The organism is Streptomyces sp. NRRL WC-3626, from assembly GCF_000718785.1.
Classification (GTDB): domain Bacteria; phylum Actinomycetota; class Actinomycetes; order Streptomycetales; family Streptomycetaceae; genus Streptomyces; species Streptomyces edwardsiae.
On record NZ_JOCA01000003.1, the window covers coordinates 425,486 to 448,108 of the forward strand.

Annotated in this window: 15 protein-coding genes, 2 tRNA genes, 1 pseudogene and 1 riboswitch; of the genes and pseudogenes, 11 read left to right on the forward strand and 7 right to left on the reverse strand. The window is 72.7% G+C overall.

The window, feature by feature from the left end; translation table 11 throughout:
- Positions 1-215: 215 nt before the first annotated feature.
- Together IF28_RS36225 and IF28_RS0107645 are read left to right on the forward strand one after the other, a co-directional pair.
- A pseudogene (locus IF28_RS36225) lies at positions 216-2,101 on the forward strand (DEAD/DEAH box helicase).
- Positions 2,102-2,254: 153 nt separating this feature from the next.
- Positions 2,255-2,327: transfer RNA gene (locus IF28_RS0107645), tRNA-Lys, on the forward strand.
- Positions 2,328-2,404: 77 nt separating this feature from the next.
- Here IF28_RS0107645 and IF28_RS0107650 read toward each other — a convergent pair.
- Positions 2,405-2,677, reverse strand: a complete 273-nt coding sequence (locus IF28_RS0107650; protein WP_030215822.1) for a DUF3040 domain-containing protein — start codon at positions 2,675-2,677, stop codon at positions 2,405-2,407.
- 417 nt (positions 2,678-3,094) lie between these two features.
- Here IF28_RS0107650 and IF28_RS0107655 point away from each other — a divergent pair, with 417 nt between their 5' ends.
- The 5 genes from IF28_RS0107655 (at position 3,095) to IF28_RS0107675 (ending at position 7,627) form a co-directional block, all read left to right on the forward strand.
- Positions 3,095-4,141: a histidine kinase gene (locus IF28_RS0107655; protein WP_030215826.1), complete on the forward strand. Its 1,047-nt coding sequence runs from the start codon at positions 3,095-3,097 to the stop codon at positions 4,139-4,141.
- Between the two features lie 31 nt (positions 4,142-4,172).
- Complete coding sequence (locus tag IF28_RS0107660) at positions 4,173-4,832, forward strand: response regulator transcription factor (protein ID WP_030215828.1); 660 nt, start codon at positions 4,173-4,175, stop codon at positions 4,830-4,832.
- A gap of 47 nt (positions 4,833-4,879) precedes the next feature.
- Positions 4,880-6,013 carry a dihydrofolate reductase family protein gene (locus tag IF28_RS0107665; RefSeq protein ID WP_030215830.1) on the forward strand — a complete coding sequence of 378 codons (1,134 nt, stop codon included), beginning with the start codon at positions 4,880-4,882 and terminating at the stop codon, positions 6,011-6,013.
- Positions 6,014-6,076: 63 nt separating this feature from the next.
- Positions 6,077-6,150: transfer RNA gene (locus tag IF28_RS0107670), tRNA-Met, on the forward strand.
- Between the two features lie 288 nt (positions 6,151-6,438).
- Positions 6,439-6,596: riboswitch (cyclic di-AMP (ydaO/yuaA leader) on the forward strand.
- An 11-nt stretch (positions 6,597-6,607) separates the two neighbouring features.
- The gene (locus tag IF28_RS0107675; protein ID WP_030215832.1) at positions 6,608-7,627 is read left to right on the forward strand and encodes a M23 family metallopeptidase; all 1,020 of its coding nucleotides are present in this window, start codon (positions 6,608-6,610) and stop codon (positions 7,625-7,627) included.
- 89 nt (positions 7,628-7,716) lie between these two features.
- On the opposite strand, the gene IF28_RS0107680 is transcribed toward IF28_RS0107675, so the two are convergent.
- The 4 genes from IF28_RS0107680 to IF28_RS0107695 form a co-directional block, all read right to left on the reverse strand.
- Positions 7,717-9,090: a PrsW family intramembrane metalloprotease gene (locus IF28_RS0107680; RefSeq protein ID WP_030215833.1), complete on the reverse strand. Its 1,374-nt coding sequence runs from the start codon at positions 9,088-9,090 to the stop codon at positions 7,717-7,719.
- A 35-nt stretch (positions 9,091-9,125) separates the two neighbouring features.
- Positions 9,126-9,980, reverse strand: coding sequence for a tRNA (guanosine(46)-N7)-methyltransferase TrmB (gene trmB / locus IF28_RS0107685; RefSeq protein WP_030215834.1), 855 nt, complete (start codon positions 9,978-9,980; stop codon positions 9,126-9,128).
- A gap of 119 nt (positions 9,981-10,099) precedes the next feature.
- Positions 10,100-11,356: an L-2-hydroxyglutarate oxidase gene (lhgO, locus tag IF28_RS0107690; RefSeq protein ID WP_030215835.1), complete on the reverse strand. Its 1,257-nt coding sequence runs from the start codon at positions 11,354-11,356 to the stop codon at positions 10,100-10,102.
- A 58-nt stretch (positions 11,357-11,414) separates the two neighbouring features.
- The gene (locus IF28_RS0107695) at positions 11,415-12,839 is read right to left on the reverse strand and encodes a hypothetical protein (RefSeq protein ID WP_030215837.1); all 1,425 of its coding nucleotides are present in this window, start codon (positions 12,837-12,839) and stop codon (positions 11,415-11,417) included.
- A 718-nt stretch (positions 12,840-13,557) separates the two neighbouring features.
- Here IF28_RS0107695 and IF28_RS0107700 point away from each other — a divergent pair.
- On the forward strand, positions 13,558-15,687 hold the full coding sequence (locus IF28_RS0107700) for an asparagine synthase-related protein (RefSeq protein WP_030215839.1): 2,130 nt from the start codon (positions 13,558-13,560) through the stop codon (positions 15,685-15,687).
- Between the two features lie 299 nt (positions 15,688-15,986).
- On the opposite strand, the gene IF28_RS0107705 is transcribed toward IF28_RS0107700, so the two are convergent.
- On the reverse strand, positions 15,987-16,694 hold the full coding sequence (locus IF28_RS0107705; RefSeq protein WP_030215841.1) for a TetR/AcrR family transcriptional regulator: 708 nt from the start codon (positions 16,692-16,694) through the stop codon (positions 15,987-15,989).
- A 380-nt stretch (positions 16,695-17,074) separates the two neighbouring features.
- Here IF28_RS0107705 and IF28_RS0107710 point away from each other — a divergent pair, with 380 nt between their 5' ends.
- Together IF28_RS0107710 and IF28_RS0107715 are read left to right on the forward strand one after the other, a co-directional pair.
- Positions 17,075-18,451 carry an NAD(P)/FAD-dependent oxidoreductase gene (locus IF28_RS0107710; protein WP_030215843.1) on the forward strand — a complete coding sequence of 459 codons (1,377 nt, stop codon included), beginning with the start codon at positions 17,075-17,077 and terminating at the stop codon, positions 18,449-18,451.
- A gap of 173 nt (positions 18,452-18,624) precedes the next feature.
- Complete coding sequence (locus IF28_RS0107715; protein ID WP_030215845.1) at positions 18,625-20,271, forward strand: ATP-binding SpoIIE family protein phosphatase; 1,647 nt, start codon at positions 18,625-18,627, stop codon at positions 20,269-20,271.
- A 24-nt stretch (positions 20,272-20,295) separates the two neighbouring features.
- On the opposite strand, the gene IF28_RS0107720 is transcribed toward IF28_RS0107715, so the two are convergent.
- The gene (locus tag IF28_RS0107720) at positions 20,296-21,570 is read right to left on the reverse strand and encodes an MDR family MFS transporter (RefSeq protein WP_030215848.1); all 1,275 of its coding nucleotides are present in this window, start codon (positions 21,568-21,570) and stop codon (positions 20,296-20,298) included.
- Positions 21,571-21,694: 124 nt separating this feature from the next.
- On the opposite strand from IF28_RS0107720, the gene IF28_RS0107725 reads away from it, so the two are divergent.
- Positions 21,695-22,246 (forward strand): MarR family winged helix-turn-helix transcriptional regulator, encoded by a 552-nt coding sequence (locus IF28_RS0107725; protein WP_030215851.1) that lies wholly within the window; start codon positions 21,695-21,697, stop codon positions 22,244-22,246.
- Positions 22,247-22,623 lie beyond the last annotated feature (377 nt).

Sequence of the window (22,623 nt, forward strand, 5' to 3'; positions counted from 1 at the left end):
CCCCGCTCACCAGCCGGTTTGCTTTCAAGGGTCCCGGGTGCGTATGGTGGCAGATCGTTTGATCCTATTTGCCCGGCGCCACTGCAGAGCGCGCCGTGTGGCGCGTACTCTCCCCTTACCGTGGTGGACCGCATCGAGGCGGTCGTTATTGCGAATCGCGATTCACGGAGTTGACGGGCGCGTGCCGAAGAGACTCCGGAAGGTTTCGCATTCGTATGCCCATCGCCAGTACTGATCACGTCGTCGTGCCCGAGAACACCGAGAACCCGGCGGACACCGACCTCGACGTCACCACCGAGGTGGCGGCCCCCGAAACGACCTTCGCCGACCTCGGCCTCCCCGAGGGCCTGGTGCGCAAGCTCGCACAGAACGGCGTGACCAGCCCCTTCCCGATCCAGGCCGCGACCATCCCGGACGCCCTGGCCGGCAAGGACATCCTCGGCCGCGGCCGCACCGGCTCCGGCAAGACCCTCTCCTTCGGTCTGCCGACCCTGGCCACGCTGGCCGGCGGGCGCACCGAGAAGCACAAGCCGCGCGCCGTCATCCTGACGCCCACGCGTGAGCTCGCCATGCAGGTCGCCGACGCGCTCCAGCCGTATGGCGACGTCGTCGGCCTGAAGATGAAGGTCGTCTGCGGCGGCACCTCGATGGGCAACCAGATCTACGCCCTCGAGCGCGGCGTCGACATCCTCGTCGCCACCCCCGGCCGGCTGCGCGACATCATCAACCGCGGCGCCTGCTCCCTGGAGAACGTGCAGATCGCGGTCCTCGACGAGGCCGACCAGATGTCCGACCTGGGCTTCCTGCCCGAGGTCACCGAACTGCTCGACCAGGTCCCGGCCGGCGGCCAGCGGATGCTGTTCTCCGCCACCATGGAGAACGAGATCAAGACCCTCGTCGACCGGTACCTGAAGAACCCGGTCAGCCACGAGGTCGACGCGGCGCAGGGCGCGGTCACGACCATGTCGCACCACATCCTCGTCGTGAAGCCCAAGGACAAGGCGCCGGTCACCGCGGCCATCGCCTCCCGCAAGGGCCGCACCATCATCTTCGTCCGCACCCAGCTGGGCGCCGACCGTGTCGCCGAGCAGCTGCGCGACGCGGGCGTGAAGGCGGACGCGCTGCACGGCGGCATGACCCAGGGCGCGCGCACCCGCACCCTGGCCGACTTCAAGGACGGCTACGTCAACGTCCTGGTCGCCACCGACGTCGCCGCGCGCGGTATCCACGTCGACGGCATCGACCTGGTCCTCAACGTGGACCCGGCCGGCGACCACAAGGACTACCTGCACCGCGCCGGCCGTACGGCCCGCGCGGGCCGCACCGGCACGGTCGTCTCCCTGTCGCTGCCGCACCAGCGCCGCCAGATCTTCCGCCTCATGGAGGACGCGGGCGTCGACGCCGGCCGGCACATCATCCAGGGCGGCGCCGCCTTCGACCCGGAGGTCGCCGAGATCACCGGCGCCCGGTCCATGACCGAGGTCCAGGCCGAGTCCGCGGGCAACGCGGCCCAGCAGGCCGAGCGCGAGGTCGCCCAGCTCACCAAGGAGCTGGAGCGCGCCCAGCGCCGTGCCTCCGAGCTGCGCGGCGAGTCCGACCGTCTGCTGGCCCGCGTCGCGCGCGAGCGCGGCGAGGACGTCGAGACGGTGATCGCCGAGGCGGCCGAGACCGAGACCCGGACCGAGACCGAGGTCACGCTGCCGGAGCAGCCGACCGCGCGCGAGGTCGAGCGGACCGAGCGCGTGGAGCGTACGGAGACGTCGGCACCGTACGAGCGGCGCGAGCGTCGTGACGACCGCGGCGGTTTCAACCGTGACCGTGGTGAGCGTCGTGACGACCGTGGCGGCTTCCGCCGTGACGAGCGCCGTGACGACGCGAGCGCGGCGAGCGCGGTGACCGTGGCGGCTTCCGCCGTGACGACCGCGGCGGCCACCGTGGCAGCGACCGCCCGTTCAACCGTGACCGCCAGGGCGACCGTCCGGGCTTCCGCTCCGGCGCCGCCTCCCACGACCGCCCGTACGGCCGTCGTGACGAGCACCGCACCGGTGGCGGCTCCTTCGGCCGCCGCGACGACAAGCCGCGCTGGAAGCGCAACGGCTGACACGGCCTCAACCGGCTGAACGGAAGGGCCCGCACGACACCTGTCGTGCGGGCCCTTCCGCGCTCCGCGCGGGACACGTCCCGACCCGCCTCCCCGATACCCGATCGGACTCACGGCCACGTCCGGCTATGCTCGGGGAGGCAACATCGCCTGGGGCCCTTAGCTCAATTGGCAGAGCAGTGGACTTTTAATCCATTGGTTGTGGGTTCGAGTCCCACAGGGCCTACCCCTCGCAGGACCGGCATCCCGCCGCCGACCTGCCGCGCGGCGCCCGGAACGGCTGAGGCCGGCCCGGGCGCCGCGTCATTTCGCGGGCCGTTCGTCGCGGTTCGGGTCGAGGAGCTGGACGGCGATCCCGGAGAGCACCAGGCCCGCCGCGATCAGCAGGCCGTCGGGGACGATGATCCCCGCCGCGAGCATGGTCACGCCGATCACCAGCGCGCACCAGGCGCTCGTACGGCGGTACTCGCGCGGGAGGGCCGGACGGCCTTCGGAGAGTGAGCGGACGAAACGGGGGTCCTCGTGTTCGAGACGAGTGGCGAGGTCGACCAGGCGCTCGTCGTCGGACTGGGGCACGGCTCCTCCTTCCCAGGGGGCGGCCGCCCGGTGACACCGCCCACGGTCGTCGCTCCTCGGACCACGGGACGTAGGGTGAATTGTCGGCTTGCCGCGAACTCGGCTCGGTACAAGGGAGTTTGCCCCTGCGCCGACGTTGTCACCCACCCGGCACGGCACGTCCAGCGTCGCCCGCCGTCACCGTCCGCGGCCATCCGTCGCGGGCCCCATCTTCGCTGAGGGTCACCGCTCACACGGGCCGTGGGCGGCCAGGACCCCCGGGGAGAAAATGGGGGCTGTCACCGATGGCGCGCGGTCCCCCGGGCGCACAGGCTAGAGGTGACGGCCCGCGCCGCGCCCCCGGTCCGCGGGCCGTCGGTTCCCCTCCCGGGGGAGCCGGCCCGTGGCGAGCGGCCGATGACGAGGAGGCGGTACGGGGTGCCTCTGTTCTGGCGGATCTTCCTGCTGAACGCGGTCGTGCTCATCGTGGCCACGGCCCTGCTGCTGGGGCCCGTCACGGTGTCCACACCGGTCCTGCTCACCGAGGCCGCCGTCCTCACGGTTGGGCTGGCCGCCATGCTCGTCGCCAACGCCCTGCTGCTGCGTGTGGGCCTCGCCCCGCTGCAGCGCTTGACCCGCGCCATGAACACCACCGACCTGCTCCGCCCGGGACACCGCCCGGCGGTCGGCGGGCGCGGCGAGATCGCCGAGCTGATCACCACGTACAACACCATGCTCGACCGGCTCGAGGACGAGCGCGCCACCAGCAGCGCCCGCGCCCTGTCCGCGCAGGAGTCCGAGCGCCGGCGCGTCGCGCGGGAGCTGCACGACGAGGTGGGCCAGTCCCTCACCGCCGTACTGCTCCAGCTCAAGCGTGCCGCCGACCACGCTCCGCCCGCCCTCGCCGGGGAACTGCGGCAGACGCAGGAGACCACCCGCGCGAGCCTCGAGGAGATCCGGCGCATCGCCCGCCGGCTGCGCCCCGGTGTGCTGGACGAGCTGGGCCTCGCCAGCGCGCTCAAGGCGCTGGCCACCGAGTACGGCGGGCCCGGCCTGAGCGTCCAGCACAGCCTCGACGCGGACCTGCCCGAGCTGGACCGGGAGTCGGAGCTGGTGATCTACCGGGTGGCCCAGGAGGGCCTCACCAACACCGCCCGCCACGCCCGGGCCCGCCGCGCCGAGCTCGCCCTGCGCCGGACACCCGGCGGTGTCGAACTCCGGGTCCGGGACGACGGCCGCGGTACCGGCGTCACCCCGGAGGGCGCCGGCATCCGCGGGATGCGGGAGCGCGCGCTGCTCGTCGGCGCCCGGCTGACCGTGGACCGCGCCGACGTCGGCGGCACCGAGGTGCGTCTGGCCGTCCCCGTCCCCGCCCGCTTCCCCGCCCACGCCCTCGTCCCCCTGCGGGAGGCCGCGCCCGTAAGGGACTCCGCGCCCGCACCCGTACGGGACTTTGCCCCCGCGCACGCCCCACCGCCCCCGTGAGACCGACGCCCCCGACCGGAAACGCCCACACATGACCGACCCGGCCCCCACCCGCATCCTGCTCGCCGACGACCACGCGCTGGTCCGCCGGGGGGTTCGCCTCATCCTGGACGGCGAACCGGATCTGACCGTCGTCGCCGAGGCCGCCGACGGCTCCGAAGCCCTCGACCAGGCCCGTGAGCACCGCCCCGATCTGGCCATCCTCGACATCGCGATGCCACGCCGCACCGGTCTCCAGGCGGCCCGTGAACTCTCCAGGGACCTGCCGGAGACCCGCATCCTCATCCTGACGATGTACGACAACGAGCAGTTCTTCTTCGAGGCCCTCGCCGCCGGCGCCTCCGGCTACGTCCTCAAGTCCGTCGCCGACCGCGATCTCGTCGAGGCCTGCCACGCCACCATGCGCGGTGAGCCGTTCCTCTACCCCGGCGCCGTCAACGCCCTCATCCACAAGTACCTCGACCTCGCGCGCGAGGGCCGCACCCTGCCGGCCAAGGCGATCACCGACCGCGAGGAGGAGATCCTCAAGCTGGTCGCAGAGGGACACACCTCGCAGCAGATCGCCGGCCTCCTCGTCATCAGCCCCAAGACCGTGGAGCGGCACCGCGCCAACATCCTGGCCAAACTCGGCCTCAAGGACCGCCTGGAACTGACCCGGTACGCCATCCGCGTGGGGCTGATCGAGCCCTGACCGGCAGACTGGACCCCCGCCCCCTCTGCCCCACCCGGAGTACGCCGATGCCCCACCCGTACGTCCTGCTGTCCGCCGCCGTCTCCCTCGACGGCTACCTCGACGACACCGGCCCCGACCGGCTGCTGCTGTCCTCCCCGGCCGACTTCGACCGGGTCGACGAGGTACGGGCCGGTGTGGACGCCATCCTGATCGGCGCCGGCACGATCCGCGCCGACAACCCCCGGCTGCTGGTCAACTCGCCCGAGCGGCGCGCCGCCCGCCTGGCCGAGGGGCGGGCCGAGTACCCGCTCAAGGTCACCGTCAGCGGCTCCGGCGAGCTGGACCCGGCGGCCCGGTTCTGGCACACCGGCGGCGAGAAGGTCCTCTACACCACCGACAAGGGCGCCGAGCGGGCCCACGCCCTGGGGATCGCCGCCGACGTCGTCCCGCTCGGCAGCGGGCTCGACTGGCGGCGGCTCCTGGAGCATCTGCACGCCGAGCGCGGGGTGCGGCGGCTCATGGTCGAGGGCGGCGGCACCATCCACACCCAGCTCCTCACCCAGGGGCTCGCCGACGAGCTCCAGCTGGTCCTCGCCCCGCTGTTCGTCGGCGACGCGAAGGCCCCGCGCCTCTTCGGCCCCGGCTCCTACCAGGGCGGCCGGCTGCGGCTGGTGGAGACCCGCCCGATCGGCGACGTCGTCCTGACACGCTACGAGCCCACCGCCCCCGGCACCGGCCCGCTGCCCACCGCCGCCGACCACCACTGGCTGGCCCTCGCCTGCGAACTGGCCGCCGAGTGCCCGCCCTCGCGGACGGCGTTCAGCGTGGGCGCGGTCGTGGTCGCCGCCGACGGTACGGAGCTGGCGCGCGGCCACTCCCGGGAGGGCGCCGACCCGCTGGCGCACGCGGAGGAGGCCGCGCTCGCCAAGGCCGACCCCACGGACCCCCGGCTCGCCGGCGCCACCGTGTACTCCAGCCTGGAGCCCTGCGCCCGCCGCGCGTCCCGGCCGGCGCCCTGCGCGCGGCTGATCCTGGACGCGGGGGTGCGGCGGGTGGTCACCGCCTGGCGCGAGCCGGACACCTTCGTGGCGGGCGCCGACGGCGCCGGCGTACTGGAGGCCGGGGGTGCCACCGTCGTCGTCCTGTCGGAGCACGAGGCCCGCGCCAAGGCGCCGAACGGTCATCTGCTCGACGGCTGAGACCGAGCCGCCGATCATGGGTGTGCGCCAGGTCCCGCTGATGGCGTACACTGGTCCTACCGACGCGGGGTGGAGCAGCTCGGTAGCTCGCTGGGCTCATAACCCAGAGGTCGCAGGTTCAAATCCTGTCCCCGCTACTGAAGGCCGAAGGCCGGAATCCTTGAGGATTCCGGCCTTCGGTGTTTTCCGTACTCCCCTTCACCCACCGTGAGCGGCCCGTCCCGCAGCGCATAACGACTGACGAACCATCAGAAATCAGTCGGCATCTGAAGCGCGGTCAACTCGCCCGTTTTTGCCCGTCAGTGGCGCTTAAGTCCGGCCGGAATTCGTTAATGATCAAGAGGAACGGCTTGGAATAGAGCCCTCACGTCTATTAACGTTCGATAACGCAGCGCGGTCGTCCCAGCCGTCACAGAAGTCGGCTCCGTGCGCACGCGCCGAATCCCGCGAGGGAACCGGGGAACCACCACCATGGGGTGAATCGCGTCCATACCGTCGTGGCAGCACGACGCGTATACGCGCGTAGGAGACCTTCCCGCTCCGAACCCGTCAGCTAACCCGGTAGGCGGAGACGGAAGGAAGGAGCGCGCCCACGTGGCGTCCAACCCGCCTGCCCCCGAGGCCCCGTTCAAACCCAGCGACACCTTCGCCTACGGCGCGGGCCGCACCGACGAGGGCCCCTTCGAGGAGTGGAACCCCACCGCGGACTCCCTCCGTCCCGTACGTGGCCGGCATCGCGTCTCCAAGCAGCGCGGCGGAGGACTCGCCCGCAGCTCCACCGTCCTCGGCGTCGGTGTCATAGCGGCGGTCGGCGCCGGCGGTATGGCCAGCGCCCAGACCGGCAAGCCGCCGGTCTCGATCTCCGTGCCCGACCTTCCCAACGTGGGTTCCCTCCTCTCCGACGAGGAAACCCCCCAGGGATCGTCCACCCCCCTCAGCAGCATCGGCATGACCACCGCCGACACCGAGCAGGGCGCCGCCGACGCCGGTGAGGCACTGCGCGCCCGGATCATGGCGCAGGTCGAGCAGCAGCAGGACCAGGCCGAGACCAAGGCCGCCGCCGAGGCCGTCGCCGCCGCCGAGAAGCAGGCCGCCGACGCCGCCGCCAAGGCGGAGAAGGAGGCCAGGGCCAAGGCCGACGCCGCCAAGAAGAAGGCGGAGGAGGAGGCCGCGAAGAAGGCCGAGGCCGAGCGCCTCGCCGAGTTGGCCAAGCAGTACGCGCTGCCGACCTCCTCGTACACCCTCTCCTCGACCTTCGGTCAGGCGGGCGCCTACTGGTCCTCCGGCTACCACACGGGCCTGGACTTCGCCGCCCCCACGGGCACGCTGCTCAAGGCCGTCCACACCGGCACGATCACCTCCGCCGGCTATGACGGCTCCTACGGCTACAAGACCGTGCTGACCCTCGACGACGGCACCGAGGTCTGGTACGCCCACCAGTCCTCCATCAGCGTCAGCGTCGGCCAGAAGGTCAACACCGGCGATGTGATCGGCCGCGTCGGCGCCACCGGCAACGTCACCGGCGCCCACCTCCACCTCGAGGTCCACCCCGGCGGTTCCACCTCCGGCATCGACCCGCTGGCCTGGCTGCAGGGCAAGGGCCTCAGCGTCTGACCGGCCCGGCTTCCGCCGACACCCCGAACACCGGCAGTCCCGACGACGTCAGGGCCGCCGGTGAGGTGTTTCCGGGGGCGGACCGGAGGTCAGGAGCGGTAGGGGTTCGGGTCGTGGGCGGGGTACGGGTGACCGTACGGCTGGTGGCTGTACGGCGCCTGCGGGTGCCCGTAGCCGCTGTGAGCGCCGTGGCCGCCGTAGCCGCCGTGCACCGGCCACGGCGGCGCGGCGACCGGCACCCGGGGCGCGCTGACGCGGGCCGCGTGCTCCAGGGCGGGGCGGGCCGCCGACCGGCGGTGCCACAGTTCCAGCAGCAGCTGCCGTTCCCGGGTGACGAAGTCCGTGTCGGCCCGCCCGAGCCGCCCCCGGTGCCGCAGGAACGCCAGCGACGTCGCGTACGCCTCGTACTCGGCCACCGACCGTGCCGCAGCCCGGCCGCCGTACCGGCGCGCGTAGCGGCGGGCCAGGCGCCGCGCCCGCATCGAGCCCAGTGCGAACGGCTCCGCCGGATTCAGCCACCCGGCGACCACGTACGCGGGCAGTTCCGCCCGTACGGTCCGCAGCTCGCGCTGGCGCGTCCACACCACCAGCCAGGTCAGCAGCCCGAACGCCGGCACCATGAACGCGGCGTACACCGCGATGAAGCCGTACTGGCCGAGCGTCGTGGAGCCGTTCCACAGGGCGTGCATGCCCATCGCGAGCAGCAGTCCGCCGAGCGGCAGGAGGACGCGCCGGATCCGCTGACGGTCCGAGGAGAGCGCGGCGACGCCGAAGCCGATGCCGGTGAGCACGGTGAACAGGGGGTGCGCGAACGGCGACATCACGATGCGCACGAAGAAGGTCGCGGCGGTGATCGAGGCGATGCCGCTGTCGCCGGTGAGCTGGTCGGTGCCGAAGGCGGTGCCGAGGTAGAGGATGTTCTCGGTGAACGCGAAGCCGGTGGCGGTGACCCCGGCTATCACCACGCCGTCGAGGATGCCGGTGAAGTCGCGTCTGCGGAACAGGAACACCAGCAGGACGGCCGCGGCCTTCGCGGACTCCTCCACGACCGGCGCTATGACGGTCGCGCCCAGGGTGTCCGCGCCGGTCGGGTCGGCGGTGGCCGTCGCTATCCACCGGGTGGCGAAGCTGTTCGCGACGATCGCTATCAGCGCCGCCGCGCAGGCACCCCAGGCGAACGAGAACAGCAGGTTCCGCCAGGGGCCGGGCTCGACCCGGTCCAGCCAGCGGAAGGCGGCGACGAGCAGTGGCACCGGAAGCACGGCGAGACCGAGCCCGACCAGGAACCCCTGCGTCCCGGTCTGCTCCCTGACGAGCGCCAGGATGACGAGCCCGGACAGGGTGAGCAGGGTGATCAGCGCTCCGTACCGCACCCAGGGGCGCCGCCACCAGTGCGCACGCCGCGGCGCTCCGCCCGGAGCGGCACCGGGAGGCGGCGGATACGGAGGAGGGCTGGCGGTCACGGGATCGACCCCTAACGAGGCGGGGGCGGGCTGGATCAGGTTCGGTCTGCTGCCCGCTCGTCCGGCGATACGCGGCGGAACAGCAGGTCGTTCACGACATGACCCTTCTCCAGTCCCTGCCCCTCGAAACGGGTGAGCGGCCGGAACCCGGGACGCGGCGCGAAACCGCCGTCCGCCTGCGTGTTCTCGAATCCGGGGTGCGCCGTGAGCACCTCCAGCATCTGCTCCGCGTACGGTTCCCAGTCGGTGGCGCAGTGCAGCACCGCACCCGGTGCGAGCCGGGTCGCGGCGAGGTCGAGGAACTCCGGCTGGATCAGCCGCCGCTTGTGGTGCCGCTTCTTCGGCCACGGGTCGGGGAAGTAGACGCGCAGCCCGCCGAGGGAGCCGGGGGCGAGCATCTCGCGCAGCAGGATGATCGCGTCCCCGTTGCCGACCCGTACGTTGGTCAGCCCGTGCTGGTCGGCGAGGTTGAGGAGATTGCCCTGGCCGGGGGTGTGGACGTCCACGGCGAGGATGTTGGTGTCCGGGTCGGCTCCGGCCATCGCCGCGGTGGCCTCGCCCATGCCGAAGCCGATCTCCAGGACGACGGGGTTGCCGTTGCCGAAGAACTCGGTGAGACCGAGGACCCGGCTGCCGTCGATGTCGAAGCCCCAGTCGGGCCAGAGCCGCTGCAGCGCGTCCGCCTGCCCGGCGGTCACCCGGCTGCGGCGCGGCTGAAAACTCCGGATCCGGCGCTCGAAGTGCGACCCGGCGGGATCGGCCTTCGGGCCGTCCGGAAACCTGGGCTCGCCCTTGGCCCGGGTATGCCGGACGGACACCCCGGGCGCGTGCGGCGCGTCCTGGCCGGGGGCGGACTGAAGAACTTCGGAGGTATCAACGGTGTCAGACACAGTGCCTCCGATTTTACGGGCAGCGGACGGCTGCCTCCCCGGAGCGGATTCCGGGTGCGCCCCCCGGGGGCCGGCGGCCATGGGCGCGGTGCCGTCCGGCGGGGACCGGCCGCGGCGGGTCAGCGGCGGGCGGCCTCCAGCGTGGTCAGGGCGCGGCGGGCGACCTCGCGGCCGATCGGCAGGGATGCCGTCGCCGCCGGGGAGGGGGCGTTCAGGACATGGACCGCGCGGGGGGTCTCCTGGATCAGGAAGTCGTCCACCAGGGCGCCGTCCCGGAGGACGGCCTGGGCGCGGACTCCGGCCGGGGCGGGGATCAGGTCGTCCTCCCGGACGGCGGGGAGCAGCCGGCGTACCGCGCGGGTGAAGGCCTGCTTGGACAGGGAGCGGTGCAGTTCCCCGGTGCCGTACCGCCAGTGGCGGCGGGCCAGTTGCCAGGAGCCCGGCCAGGCCAGGGTCGCCCCCAGCTCGCGCGGGCGCACCGTGCGCCAGTCGTAGCCCTCGCGGGCCAGCGCCGGGACCGCGTTGGGGCCGACGTGGACGCCCCCGTCGATGCCCCGGGTGAGGTGGACGCCGAGGAACGGGAACGCCGGGTCGGGCACCGGGTAGACCAGGCCGCGTACGAGTTCCGGCCGGGCCAGCTCGTAGTACTCGCCGCGGAACGGCACGATCCGCGCGCCGGGCTCGTCGCCGGTGTCGCGGGCGATCTCGTCGCAGTGCAGCCCCGCGCAGTTCACCAGCGTCCGCCCGCGCACGACATCGCCCGTGGCCGTCAGGACGGCGACTCCCCGGTCGGATCGGCGGTCGACCCGGGTCACGCGCGCCCCGTAGCGGATCTCCGCGCCCGCCGCCCGGGCGGCCTCCGCGAGGCGCCCGGCGACCGCCGTGTAGTCGCAGACGCCGGTGGTGCCGACGTGGATGGCCGCCAGGCCCTCGACCTCCGGCTCGTACTCAGCGATCTGCGCCGCGCACAGTTCACGGACCGCTATGCCGTTCTCCCGGCCGCGCTGGACCAGGGCGTGCAGCCGGGGCAGCTCCTCGCGGGTGGTGGCGACGATCAGCTTGCCCGTCACCGCGTGCGGGATGTCGTACTCCGCGCAGAACTTGACCATCTCCGCCGCGCCCGACACCGCGAACCGCGCCTTCAGCGAGCCGGGGCGGTAGTAGACGCCGCTGTGGATGACGCCGCTGTTGCGCCCCGTCTGGTGGCGGGCCGGTCCGGGCTCCTTCTCCAGCACCGTGACCCGCGTGCCCGGCGCGGCACGCGTGAGCGCGTACGCCGTCGACAGGCCGACGATCCCGCCGCCGATCACCAGCACGTCGCAGTCGTACGACCGCCCGGTCACCACCCGCACCACCTCCCGCGTCCGATAGTGCACTGCGCCACTTACAACGCCTTCAAACCCGGGAGGCGGTTCCTTTCGCCGGCGGCCCGGCTCAGGCCGTCGTCATCAGCAGCGGGCGGGCGCGCTCGCGCAGCTCCACCACGCGGGGCTCGTCGCCGTAGGGCTCCAGACGGTGCAGGAGGTCCTTCACGTACTCCGTGGTGCGGGCGGACGAGATACGGCCCGCGACCTCCACCGCGCGGACGCCCTGCTCGCAGGCGGCGTCCAGGTTGCCCGACTCCAGCTCGGCGACGGCCGAGACGACCAGCCGCAGCCCGTGCGAGCGCACGAACTCCTCGGTCGGCTTCGACAGCGCCTGCTCGGTGAAGCGGCGGACCTGGCGGGGCGCCTTCAGATCGCGGTAGCACTCGGCGGCGTCGGCGGCGAAACGGTCGTAGGAGTAGAAGCCGAGCCAGGACGGATCGCTGTCACCGGGACGGGAACGCTCCAGCCAGCTCTCCGCCGACTTCAGGGCCGCGCCGGCCGCCTGGGCGTCCCCCGCGCGTGCGTGCGCCCGGGCCTCGACGAGGCGGAAGAAGCTCAGCGTGCGGGCGGTGGCCAGGCCCCGGTTGCGCTCCAGCGCGGCCTGCGCGAGGTCCACGCCCTCGTCGCCGAAGCCCCGGTAGGTCGCCTGGAGGGACATCGAGGCCAGCACATAGCCGCCCAGGGGGACGTCGGCCGCCGCGCGGGCCAGGCGCAGGGCCTGGATGTAGTAGCGCTGCGCGGCCTCCTGCTGGCCGGTGTCGAAGGCCATCCAGCCCGCCAGCCGGGTGAGTTCGGCCGCCGCGCCGAAGAGGGAGCGGCCCACGTCGTCGGCGTACGAGCCGAGCAGCAGTGGGGCCGCCTCGACCCGGAGGCATTCGGGGACCATCGACGAACGCCAGTCTCCGCCGCCGTACTTGGAGTCCCAGCGCCGGGCGTCCTCGGCGGCCTCCCGCAGTTTGCGCACATCGCTGTGGCCGACTTTGAGCGGTGCGCCGGAGCCGTCGACGGGATTCGCCTCACGCGCCACCGAGCTGTCGGCCGGGGTTATCAGCCAGCGCGAGGCGGGTGTGGCGTACGCGCTGACCGCGAACGAGCCCGCGAGCGACTGCCAGATGCCGCCGGAGCCGGCTCTGCGCCCCGCCAGATCCAGCCGGTACAGCTCCGTGGCGGAGCGCACCGCCTGTCCGACGTCGCGCGGGAAGGCGAGGCCCACCTCGGGCGCGGGGTCCGCGTCCGCCAGCCCGATCTCGTGGAGCGGCACCGGACGGCCCAGCTTCTGGCCGATGGCGGCCGCGATCAGGTGCGGGGCCGCGCCTTGCGGCACCATGCCCTTCGACACCCAGCGCGCCACCGACGTCTTGTCGTAGCGAAGTGTCAGTCCTCGCTGTGCGCCAAGGTCGTTGACGCGCCGCGCGAGGCCTGCGTTGGAGATTCCCGCGAGGGCGAGAACGGTGCCGAGCTTTTCGTTCGGCCCGCGTTGCTCCCTGGACATGCGCCACCCCTCGACACAGACGGCTGCCGCGCTGGCATAACCATGCGGCATTCGTAAACCCAGCGTAGTTCGCCGCATCCCAAGCGTTAAGGGGCATTCTTCCGGATGGCGGGATTGTGTTCCGTACTGAAGTGCGGGTCCGATACGCGCAGTTGCGGCGCGCTCCCGGTGTGTGGCCGTGCGCCCGTGTGTGCGCTCTTCTCCGGCCATCCCGGGAGCGGTTCCATGGTCGGTGCGTGGGTCGGCCCGCTGTACTGGATCCAGTGGGCTGGGGGACACCGCCGCCTACATCCCCGCGGGCGGCGGAACGGTCCGGGAGGCGTGCTCCGTCTCCCGGACCGCACGACCGCCGAACGGTGCGCAAAGCCTGTACGGAGCGTGTTCGAGTAAGGTCTCACCGCTTCGATTTGGCTGAAAATCGACCCGGACCCTTCCCGGGTAATTCCCGCTTCTACCCTGGTGATTGACGGCGCGTTGGGGGTTATGGGGGCGCGCGCCGGGGGCGCATTCGCGTCGCGCGGGTATGGCCGGATGTACGGCGCCGCTACGGTGACTGCCGTCCGGCGGGAGCCTGTTCATCGCGGGGCGGGTGGCTCCGCCGGGGCGCATCCGACGGAGCGCATACGGCTCCGGCACCCCTCCTGAGCGCTTCCTTCATGGCAGCATGGGGAACCGGTTCGTACGGTGCACTGGTTGTCCACAGCTTGTGGAGGCGGCGATGCGGTGGTTGGTGGGATGGAGCAGCACCGCCGCCGGAGCGATGGGGTTCGGCCCCAGCGGCTCCGCCGGCGCCACCGGGATGGACGGCGAGACCGTGCACCCCGTGGGATCCCAGCTGCTGTGGGGCGACCCCGACCCGCTGTGGGCGGTCGGTGACTGGCGCCCCGACGAGGTACGCGTCGTCACGGCGGACGAGCAGACCCGCATCGCCGTCCTCGGCACCTGCGGCGCCTCCGACGAACAACTGCGCGTCGCGCTGTTCGCCGCGCGGGGCGGCGCACTGCGGCATCTGACCGCCTGGCCGGGGAGCTACACGGCGGTCGTGCAGGTGGGCCGCCGCGTCACCGTCTGCGGCGATCTCGCAGGTGCCCGCCCGGTGTTCCACACCCCATGGGCGGGCGGTACGGCGTACGCGACCGCCGCGCTGCCGCTCGCCGACCTCATCGAGGCCAACCTCGACTTCGGACACCTCGCCGCGCTGCTCGCCGCCCCCGACGTACCGGCCGCGCTGTACGACTCCACGCCGTACGACGGCGTGAAGCGCGTTCCGCCGGGGCATGCGCTGATCCTGCGCGCGGGGGCGCGTGAGATCGCCGGGTACGAGCCCGTCGCCTCGCTCGCCGTCGCCGCGCCCCCCGCCGACCCCGACCATGCCGTGGACGCCGTGCGGGACGCGCTGGTCGAGGCCGTACGCACCCGGCTGGCCGCGCCCCGGCACGTGCCCGGCACCGGGATCGACCCCGGTCCCGTACCGGGGATGGGGCCCGCCGAGCGGCGGGCCGCCCGCGGCACGCCCGTGCCGGGGATCGGGGCGGATCTGTCCGGCGGGCCGGCGTCCGGGGCGCTGGCGCTGCTCGCGGCCGGGCTTCCCGGCCGGCCGGGGACCGTCCTCGGGCACGGGACCGGGGCGGGGGAGCGGCTGCTCGCCGTCACCTTCAACGACCTCGTGGGCGGGTCCGGCGGCGGCCGGGACGACGACGAACTGGCGCGGGCGGGGGCGCTGGCCGCGAACCCGCGGCTGCACCATGTGGTGGTCGCCGGTGAGGAGCCGACGCTTCCGTACGTCGACCTCGACGGGCCGCTGACGGACGAACCCGGGCCCTCCCTGATCTCCGCCGCGCGCCACCGGGCGCGGCTGGCGGCGGGCAGCGCGGACCACTTCACCGGGTACGGGGCGAAGCAGGTGCTGGACGCGCATCCGGCGCGGCTGGCCGACCTGCTGATGGACCGCAAGCGGCGGCATCTGGTGCGGCCCGTCGCGGCGCTGGCGAAGGCCGACGGGTCCGTGATGGTCCCCGCGCGCGTGTACGGGGCCGCTCGGCGGCTGGCGCGTACGCCGTACCGGGCCGGCCTCGAGTCCCTCGCCGAGCGGCTGTTGCAGCGGCGGCTGGACGACGACGGGCCCGGGGGCGCGGCGGACGCCTCGCTGGCCGCGCTGACCTGGGGCAGACCCGGGCCGGCGGCGCGCTGGCTGACGGGGGAGGCACTGGCTGAAGTATCGGTTCGCCTGCAGGCGTCGACGCGGCGTTCCGAGGTGGGGCCGGGGCAGCGGCCCGGCGACTTCCGGGCCCGCGCGGCGCTGGCCCGGTACGCGGCGGATCTGCGGGTGCTGGAGCAGGCGGCCGAGATCCGGTCACAGCGGCTGCACACGCCGTTCCTCGACAACCAGGTCGTACGGGCGTGCCGTGCGCTGCCGGAGGCACTGCGGGTGCAGCCGGGGGCGCGGGCGTCGATCCTGCGGTCGGTGCTGGAGGGGGCGGGGGTGCGGGAGCTGCCCCCGGGGTGGGGGGCGCAGGGTGCCTCCGGCGGTGGGTCGGCGGGGGCGGCTCGGACGGGGCTGCGGGTGGCGGCGGACTCGCTGGTGGCGCTGTTCGACACGCCGCTGCTGGCCGAGGCGGGGCTGGTCGAGGCGCGTGTGGTGCGCAAGGCGCTGCGGGGCGCGGCACAGGGCGAGCCGCTGCCGCTGGACGGTCTGGCGGACCTGGTCGCCCTGGAGCTGTGGCTCCGCCGCCTACTGGCCCGCCGAGGCACCTGCTGGACCGGCACCCCGGCCCGCACCCGGGCGGTCCCGGGCGGCATCGCCCCCCAACGCGGCGCCCTGGGCGCCGGCGCAGCCGGCCCCCGCTGACCCCTGGCCCCTCCGGTGGGGCCAGTCGCGCCCGCACCCTGCGCTCCCGCGGGCAGTCGCGCCCGCACCCTGCGCTCCCGCGGGCAGTCGTGCCGCTGGGGCGGCACGGGTGGGCGCGACGGCACCCCGCAAGCGCCGGGCCGCGCGAACACCCCCCGCCCCACCCCAACGCCGCGCACACCGCAAACGCCAGGCTGCGAAGCCACCCGCACCGACGCCGAGCACACCGCAAACGCCAAGCCGTCAGAGCGACCTCACCCGCGGCAGCCCGGGCCCGTGGGGCCGAGCCCCGCCCACACCTACACCGGCCGCGAGCGAAGCCCCTCCAGCAGGATGTCCAGCAACCGCGAAGACGCCGCAGCCTGCTGCGCGGCATCCGGCAACGACGGCGCCGGAGTAGCGATCACGAGCAGCACATCGGACACCGACACGTCCGCCCGCAACGCCCCCGCCCCCCGCGCCCGGTCCACCAACTGCCCCACGACGGACAGCAGCTCGGAGGCCCCCGCGTCATCCGCCACCAGCCGCAGCTCCTCCGACGCCTGCGTCCGCTGCTGCGGCAACCGCGGGTGTTCCTCGGCCACCCCCACCCGCAGCACCTGCGGCGGCAGCAGCCGCCCCGCGCCGGAGGCGACCGACGTCCGCAGGAACCGGGACAGCGCCGACCACGGCTCGTCCTCCTGCCCCAGCGCCGCCCGCGCCTGCTCGGTCAGCCGGGAGGTCTCCTCCTCGGCTATCCGCCGCACCAGTACGTCCTTGCTCGGGAACCGCCGGTACACCGTGCCCACACCGACCCGCGCCCGCCGCGCCACGTCCTCCATCGGCGCGCCGTAGCCCAGCTCGCCGAACACCTCCCGCGCGGCACGCAGCACATGCTCGAGGTTGCGCTGGGCGTCCACCCGCAGAGGTGTCGTACGCGCCCCGTCCGGGCGTCCGCCGCCCGCCGGCGCGCTCATCGTCGCGCCGTTCGCCAGAGCGGAAGACCAATGAGAGTCCTGAACATGCATATGTATTCCCCCGGTAATGACGTCTCCCCCCGGAGACTTTCCCCGCCATTGATGCCGGGGCGTGTGGAACAGGCCCTGCGTGTTCGGTCCCGCCCGTCGCGAGCCCGATGAGCGCATTCCTCTCCACCCCGTCGACAGACGAACATAGTTGAGCGGGAGTCAATTCAGAAGGGGCAGGTTCCGCACGGAGCGCCCCTCGATCGGAGTACGGGTCGCAAACGTCCTGAATGTACCCCGGACCGGAGGTCGGCATACCGCCGCTGACCTGTGGAAATCGATGCGGGGTCGGTGAATCGGCCAACCCGCGACGCGCCGGCCCTCCGGTCACACAATTCGTCGGGGCTGTGGACAAACGCAAGCGGCGGGTGCGTCATGGGACAGTGAAGGAACGTGCGCGCATTCTCGTTGTCGGCGGCGGCTACGTCGGGTTGTACACGGCCCTGCGCCTGCAGCGGAGGCTGAAACGGGAACTCGGTCGGGGGGAGGCCGAGATCACGGTCGTCTCCCCGGATCCGTACATGACGTACCAGCCCTTCCTCCCCGAAGCGGCCGCCGGTGCCATTTCCCCTCGGCATGTCGTCGTACCGCTGCGTCGTGTCCTCGACCGGTGCCATGTCGTCATCGGCGAGGCCACCGGCATCGACCACGCCAAACGCACCGCCACCATCAGCACGCTCGCCACCGGCGAGGAGGGCACGGGCGGACGTCAGATCCCGTACGACGAACTGGTGCTCGCGCCCGGCTCCGTCTCGCGCACCCTGCCCATCCCGGGTCTCGCCGACCACGCCATCGGCTTCAAGACCGTGGAGGAGGCCATCGGCCTGCGCAACCACGTCCTCGAACAGATGGACATCGCCTCCTCCACCCGTGATCCCGCCATCCGTGACGCCGCCCTCACCTTCGTCTTCGTCGGCGGCGGCTACGCGGGCGTGGAAGCGCTCGGCGAACTGGAGGACATGGCCCGCTACGCCGCGCGGTACTACCACAACATCCGGCCCGAGGACATGAAATGGATCCTCGTCGAGGCATCCGCGCGGATCCTGCCCGAGGTCGGCGAGGAGATGGGCCGGTACACCGTCACCGAACTGCGCCGCCGCAACATCGACGTACGCCTGGAGACGCGGCTGGAGTCCTGCGCCGACCGGGTCGCCGTGCTCAGCGACGGATCGCGCTTCCCCACGCGTACGGTCGTCTGGACCGCCGGCGTCAAACCGCACCCCGTGCTCGCCGCCACCGACCTGCCGCTGAACGAGCGGGGGCGGCTCAAGTGCACCGCCGAGCTGACCGTGGACGGCGCACCGCACGCGTGGGCCGCGGGCGACGCCGCCTCCGTCCCCGACGTCTCGGCCGAGGGGCCCGCGCGGGAGTGCGCCCCCAACGCGCAGCACGCGCTCCGCCAGGCGAGGGTCCTCGGTGACAACGTCGTCCGCTCCCTGCGCGGCGAACCCCTGGAGACGTACGCCCACAAGTACGCCGGCTCCGTCGCCTCCCTGGGGCTGCACAAGGGGGTCGCGCAGGTCTACGGGCGCAAACTCAAGGGCTACCCCGCCTGGTTCATGCACCGGACCTACCACCTCAGCCGCGTGCCCACCTTCAACCGCAAGGCACGCGTGGCCGCCGAGTGGACGCTCGCCGGACTCTTCAAACGGGAGATCGTCTCCCTGGGCTCACTCGAACACCCTCGCGCGGAGTTCGAACTGGCGGCCGGGGGAAAGGCTTCTCAAGACCCGCCGGACAACCCGAAGGGGTCGTCCTGACCGGACTCAGGAACTCCTGCGACCGGACCGGCGTCTGACGGATGTCGGCCCGGTCGGCACCCTGCCAGACTGGTCCACCACCGCGGGCAGGCCCTCGCCCACCCCGGTGCGGCCCCCGGGGCCCCGGCCGGTCCCGGTTTCCGGCCGCCGACAACTACACGAGGCAAGGATTCGTGAACTTCACGCGCTGGAGCGCCCGGCTCCCCGGAACGCAGCGCCGCGCCGCAGCGCGGAACGAACAGGCGGTCTCCCCGGACCGGCGGGGAGAGGGCTCCGTGCCCGCGGCCCGCGTCGAACAGCTCACCGACGACGTCCGGCCCGTACCCGGAGTCGACGAGCTCGGAGCGCGCGAGGTGCTGGACCACGTCCCCTCCCTCGTCGCCCTGCTCCACGGCCCCGACCACCGCGTCGCCTACGTCAACGACGCCTACGCGGCGGCGTTCGGCGCCCGCCCGGTCGGCGTCCCCGCGCGGGGCGCACTTCCCGAGCTGGAGGCGATCGGCCTGCTCCCCCTCCTCGACCAGGTTCTGCGCAGCGGCAAACCCCGCACCGTGAAGTCGCGCAAGGCCCCCGACGGCCGCTCCTACACCTTCACCTGCACCCCGGTCACCGAGGGCGAGGGCCGGGGAGTCCTCGTCTTCGCCACCGACGTCACCGACCACGCGGAGGCCGCCGAACGCCTCCGCGCGAGCGAACGCCGTCAGCGCGAGACCGCCGTCACCCTCCAGCGCTCCCTCCTCCCCCAGGAACTCGAGGAGCCCGACGACCTGCGCGTCGCCGCCACCTACCACCCCGGCGGCACCGAGGCCGCGGTCGGCGGCGACTGGTACGACGTGATCACCCTCGGCGGCGGCCGCACCGCCCTCGTCATCGGCGACGTCATGGGACGGGGCGTCCGCGCGGCGGCCGTCATGGGCCAGCTCCGTACGGCCGTACGGGCCTACGCGCGGCTCGACCTCCCGCCGCACGAGATCCTCCAGCTGCTCGACGTCCTCGCCATGGAGATCGACGCCAACCAGATCGCCACCTGCGTCTACGCCATCCACGACCCCAACGAGGGCCGCCTGGTGTACGCCTCCGCCGGCCACCTGCCCATCCTCGTCCGCGACGAGAACGGCACCGTCCGGCGCGCCGACGAACCGACCGGCCCCCCGCTCGGCACCGGCGGCTGGATGCACGCGTCCGGCTCCGTCCCCCTCGCTCCCGGCTCCACCGCCGTCCTCTACACGGACGGCCTGGTCGAGCGGAGGAACGAGGACCTGGACGAGGGCATCGCCGCCCTGGAACGGGCGCTGGCCGGAGCCACCGGCAGCCCCCAGGTCGTCTGCGACCGCCTGGTCCGCTCCGCCGGCGTCACCCCGGAGCACGACGACGACGTCGCCGTACTGGTCCTCCAGCACCCCGCCCGCAAGGGCGCGGAGAGCGAACTGTTCCGCAACGCCGCGCTGGAACTGCTCGGCGGCATCGAGGCGGCCCCCCGCGCGCGTGCCTTCGCCTCCGGCGTCCTGACCAGCTGGCGCTTCCCCACCGAGCTGCACGACCTGGGCGTCCTGGCCGCCAGCGAACTCGTCGCCAACTCCCTCCAGCACGGCACACCGCCCATGCGGCTGCGCCTGCGCCGCACCGACCGCCGCCTGATCATCGAGGTCACCGACGGCGACGACCACCTGCCGAGGCGCCGCCGCGCGGAACCCGGCGACGAGTCCGGCCGCGGCATCGCGATCGTCGCGACGATCGCCTCCCACTGGGGCAGCAGGCGCACCCCGGGCGGCGGCAAGGCCGTCTGGTGCGAGTTCCTCCTGCCGAAGCCCGGCTCATGAGAAGAGGGCTGGTACGAGGACGGCTCAGGCGTGCGCCGGAGCCTGCCCGGCTGCCGCGTTCCCTTGCACCACCACACGGCTGCGTGCCAGCGACGGCTGGTTCTGCACCTCCGTGAGCTGCCGCCCGAGCCGAACCGCCAGCACCGTGATGCCGAGCGAGAACAGCAGGAAGATCACGACGTACGGCCCGTGCAGCGAGGCGCCGAGCGGTCCGCCGACCGCCGGCCCCACGGCCAGCGCGAGCTGCTTCACCAGGGCGAACGCCGAGTTGTACTGCCCCGCCATCCCGGCCGGCGCGAGATCGGCGACCAGCGGCGCGAGCGTCGGCGACAGCAGCGACTCGCCGAGCCCGAACAGCGCGTAGGTGGAGATGAAGGCGGCGGTCGCCATCGTCTGGCTCCCGTCCCCCAGCCCCGCGTACCCGGCCACGGCCCACGCCACGGCCCAGATCAGCCCCACGGACGCGATCACGCGCGAGCGCTTGCGCCGCTCCACGAACCGCAGCACCGCGAACTGCGCGACCACGATCATCAGCGTGTTCGCCGCGAGCGCCGTCCCCAGCGCCGACGTGGAGATCCCGGCGGCCTCGACGCCGTACGCGCTCAGTCCCGACTCGAACTGTCCGTAGCAGGCGAAGAACAGCACGAAGCCCAGCACGCAGAGCTGGACCATGGCCCGGTTGCCCAGCAGCTGCTTCCAGCTGCCCTTCGTCGACGCGGCCGGAGCACCCTCGACACGCGGCGCGCGCGGCATCCGCACGGTCGCCATCACCACGACCAGCAGCAGGAACATCGCCGCCTCGATCGCGAAGAGGAGGACGAAGGAGCCCGCTTTCGTCGGGTCGACGAGGTGACCGCCGATGAGACCGCCGACGCCGAGCCCGAGGTTCTGCAGGAAGAACTGCATGGCGAACGCGCGTGAGCGGTTCTCCATGGTCGAGCAGTCCACGATCATCGTCGCGAGCGCCGGCTGCATCACCGCCTGTCCCGCGCCCAGCGCCGAGGCGGAGACCAGCACGGTCGACGCACTGTTCGACAGACCGAGGCTCAGTGCCCCGATCGCGGCCGTGACCAGGGCGACGAGGAGCACCGGAAGCGGGCCGCGCCGCACGATCGCCCGTCCGGCGAACGGCAGCACGATCAGCGCGGCCACGGCGAAGACGGCGAGTACCAGTCCCGCCGTCATGGCCCCCAGCCCTCGCACCTGCGCCACGTAGACGTACAGATACGGAACCGTGAAGCCCAGCCCGAAAGCGCTGAGTGCGTTGCCCACGTGGATCCGGCGCATCGCCGCGCCCATCTCCCTGGTCACGTTCACCTCTCTTCAAGTAGTTAGGAGTGAAGACTTAGAACCTAAAGTTCGAAGCTAAAGAGTACACAGCGAAGGACTTCGAGGCAAAGGAAGGGCGTGCCATACTGCGGCCATGGGCGACACCTCGGACGGCCTCGGCGAGCCGACACTCGAAGAGCAGATCGCCGCGTACCAGCGCGAGTTCCAGGACCTCGACCCCCAGGTCGAGAAGATCGTCAACGCGCTGTCCCGGCTGAACCGCCGCATGAACGTCGCTTACGGCCGCCAGACCGCCGAGCTCGGCATCACCAACGCCGACTGGGAGGTCCTCAAGGCCCTCGTCCTCTCCGGTGCTCCCTATCGCATGGGTCCGAGCGACCTCGCGAAGCGCCTGGGGCTGACGCCGGCCGCCATGACCCACCGGATCGACCGCATGGTCGCCGAAGGGCTGGTCGACCGGGAGCGGGACGAGACCAACCGGGTCCGCGTGATCGTGGAGCTGACGGACACCGGCCGGGAGAAGTGGCTGGAGGCGATGCGCCTCGCCACGGTCTTCGAGGGGGACCTCCTCCAGGACCTCGACCAGGACGAGCGGACGGCACTGGGTGAGGTCCTCACCCGCCTGCTGCGCCGGGTGGAGCACGCCCAGCCGGACGCCGGCGGGCGACTCAGCGACCTGGACTGAAAGATCTTGGGCTGAGACGGTTGACAGCCACCTGCCCGATCCGTAGGGTTCTTCGAGTTGCCACGGAGCCGTTACGGTTCACCGGCAGCACCTTCCGCCGCATCAGCGGCACTCAAAACCTCAGTACGACCTCCCAGCGGGAACGATTTCGGCATGTCCGAATTCGAATTCCGCCCCCCGATTTGGGAAACACGGAGAGAGTCCGCTAAGGTTTGAGACGTCGGAAGGGCCCAACAGCCCGGAAGACAAACCCCGCTGACTGGGGGTCAGGTCGAGAAAAAGATCTGATAGAGTCGGAAACGCAAGACCGAAGGGAAGCGCCCGGAGGAAAGCCCGAGAGGGTGAGTACAAAGGAAGCGTCCGTTCCTTGAGAACTC

Excerpts from the sequence above, each read along its gene's own strand:
- IF28_RS0107660 (WP_030215828.1), top strand. The coding sequence starts at position 4,173 with ATGACCGACCCGGCCCCCACCCGCATCCTGCTCGCCGACGACCACGCG.
- IF28_RS0107700 (WP_030215839.1), top strand. The coding sequence starts at position 13,558 with ATGCGGTGGTTGGTGGGATGGAGCAGCACCGCCGCCGGAGCGATGGGG.
- IF28_RS0107705 (WP_030215841.1), bottom strand. The coding sequence starts at position 16,694 with ATGCATGTTCAGGACTCTCATTGGTCTTCCGCTCTGGCGAACGGCGCG.
- IF28_RS0107720 (WP_030215848.1), bottom strand. The coding sequence starts at position 21,570 with ATGGGCGCGGCGATGCGCCGGATCCACGTGGGCAACGCACTCAGCGCT.
- IF28_RS0107725 (WP_030215851.1), top strand. The coding sequence starts at position 21,695 with ATGGGCGACACCTCGGACGGCCTCGGCGAGCCGACACTCGAAGAGCAG.
- IF28_RS0107695 (WP_030215837.1), bottom strand. The coding sequence starts at position 12,839 with ATGTCCAGGGAGCAACGCGGGCCGAACGAAAAGCTCGGCACCGTTCTC.
- IF28_RS0107665 (WP_030215830.1), top strand. The coding sequence starts at position 4,880 with ATGCCCCACCCGTACGTCCTGCTGTCCGCCGCCGTCTCCCTCGACGGC.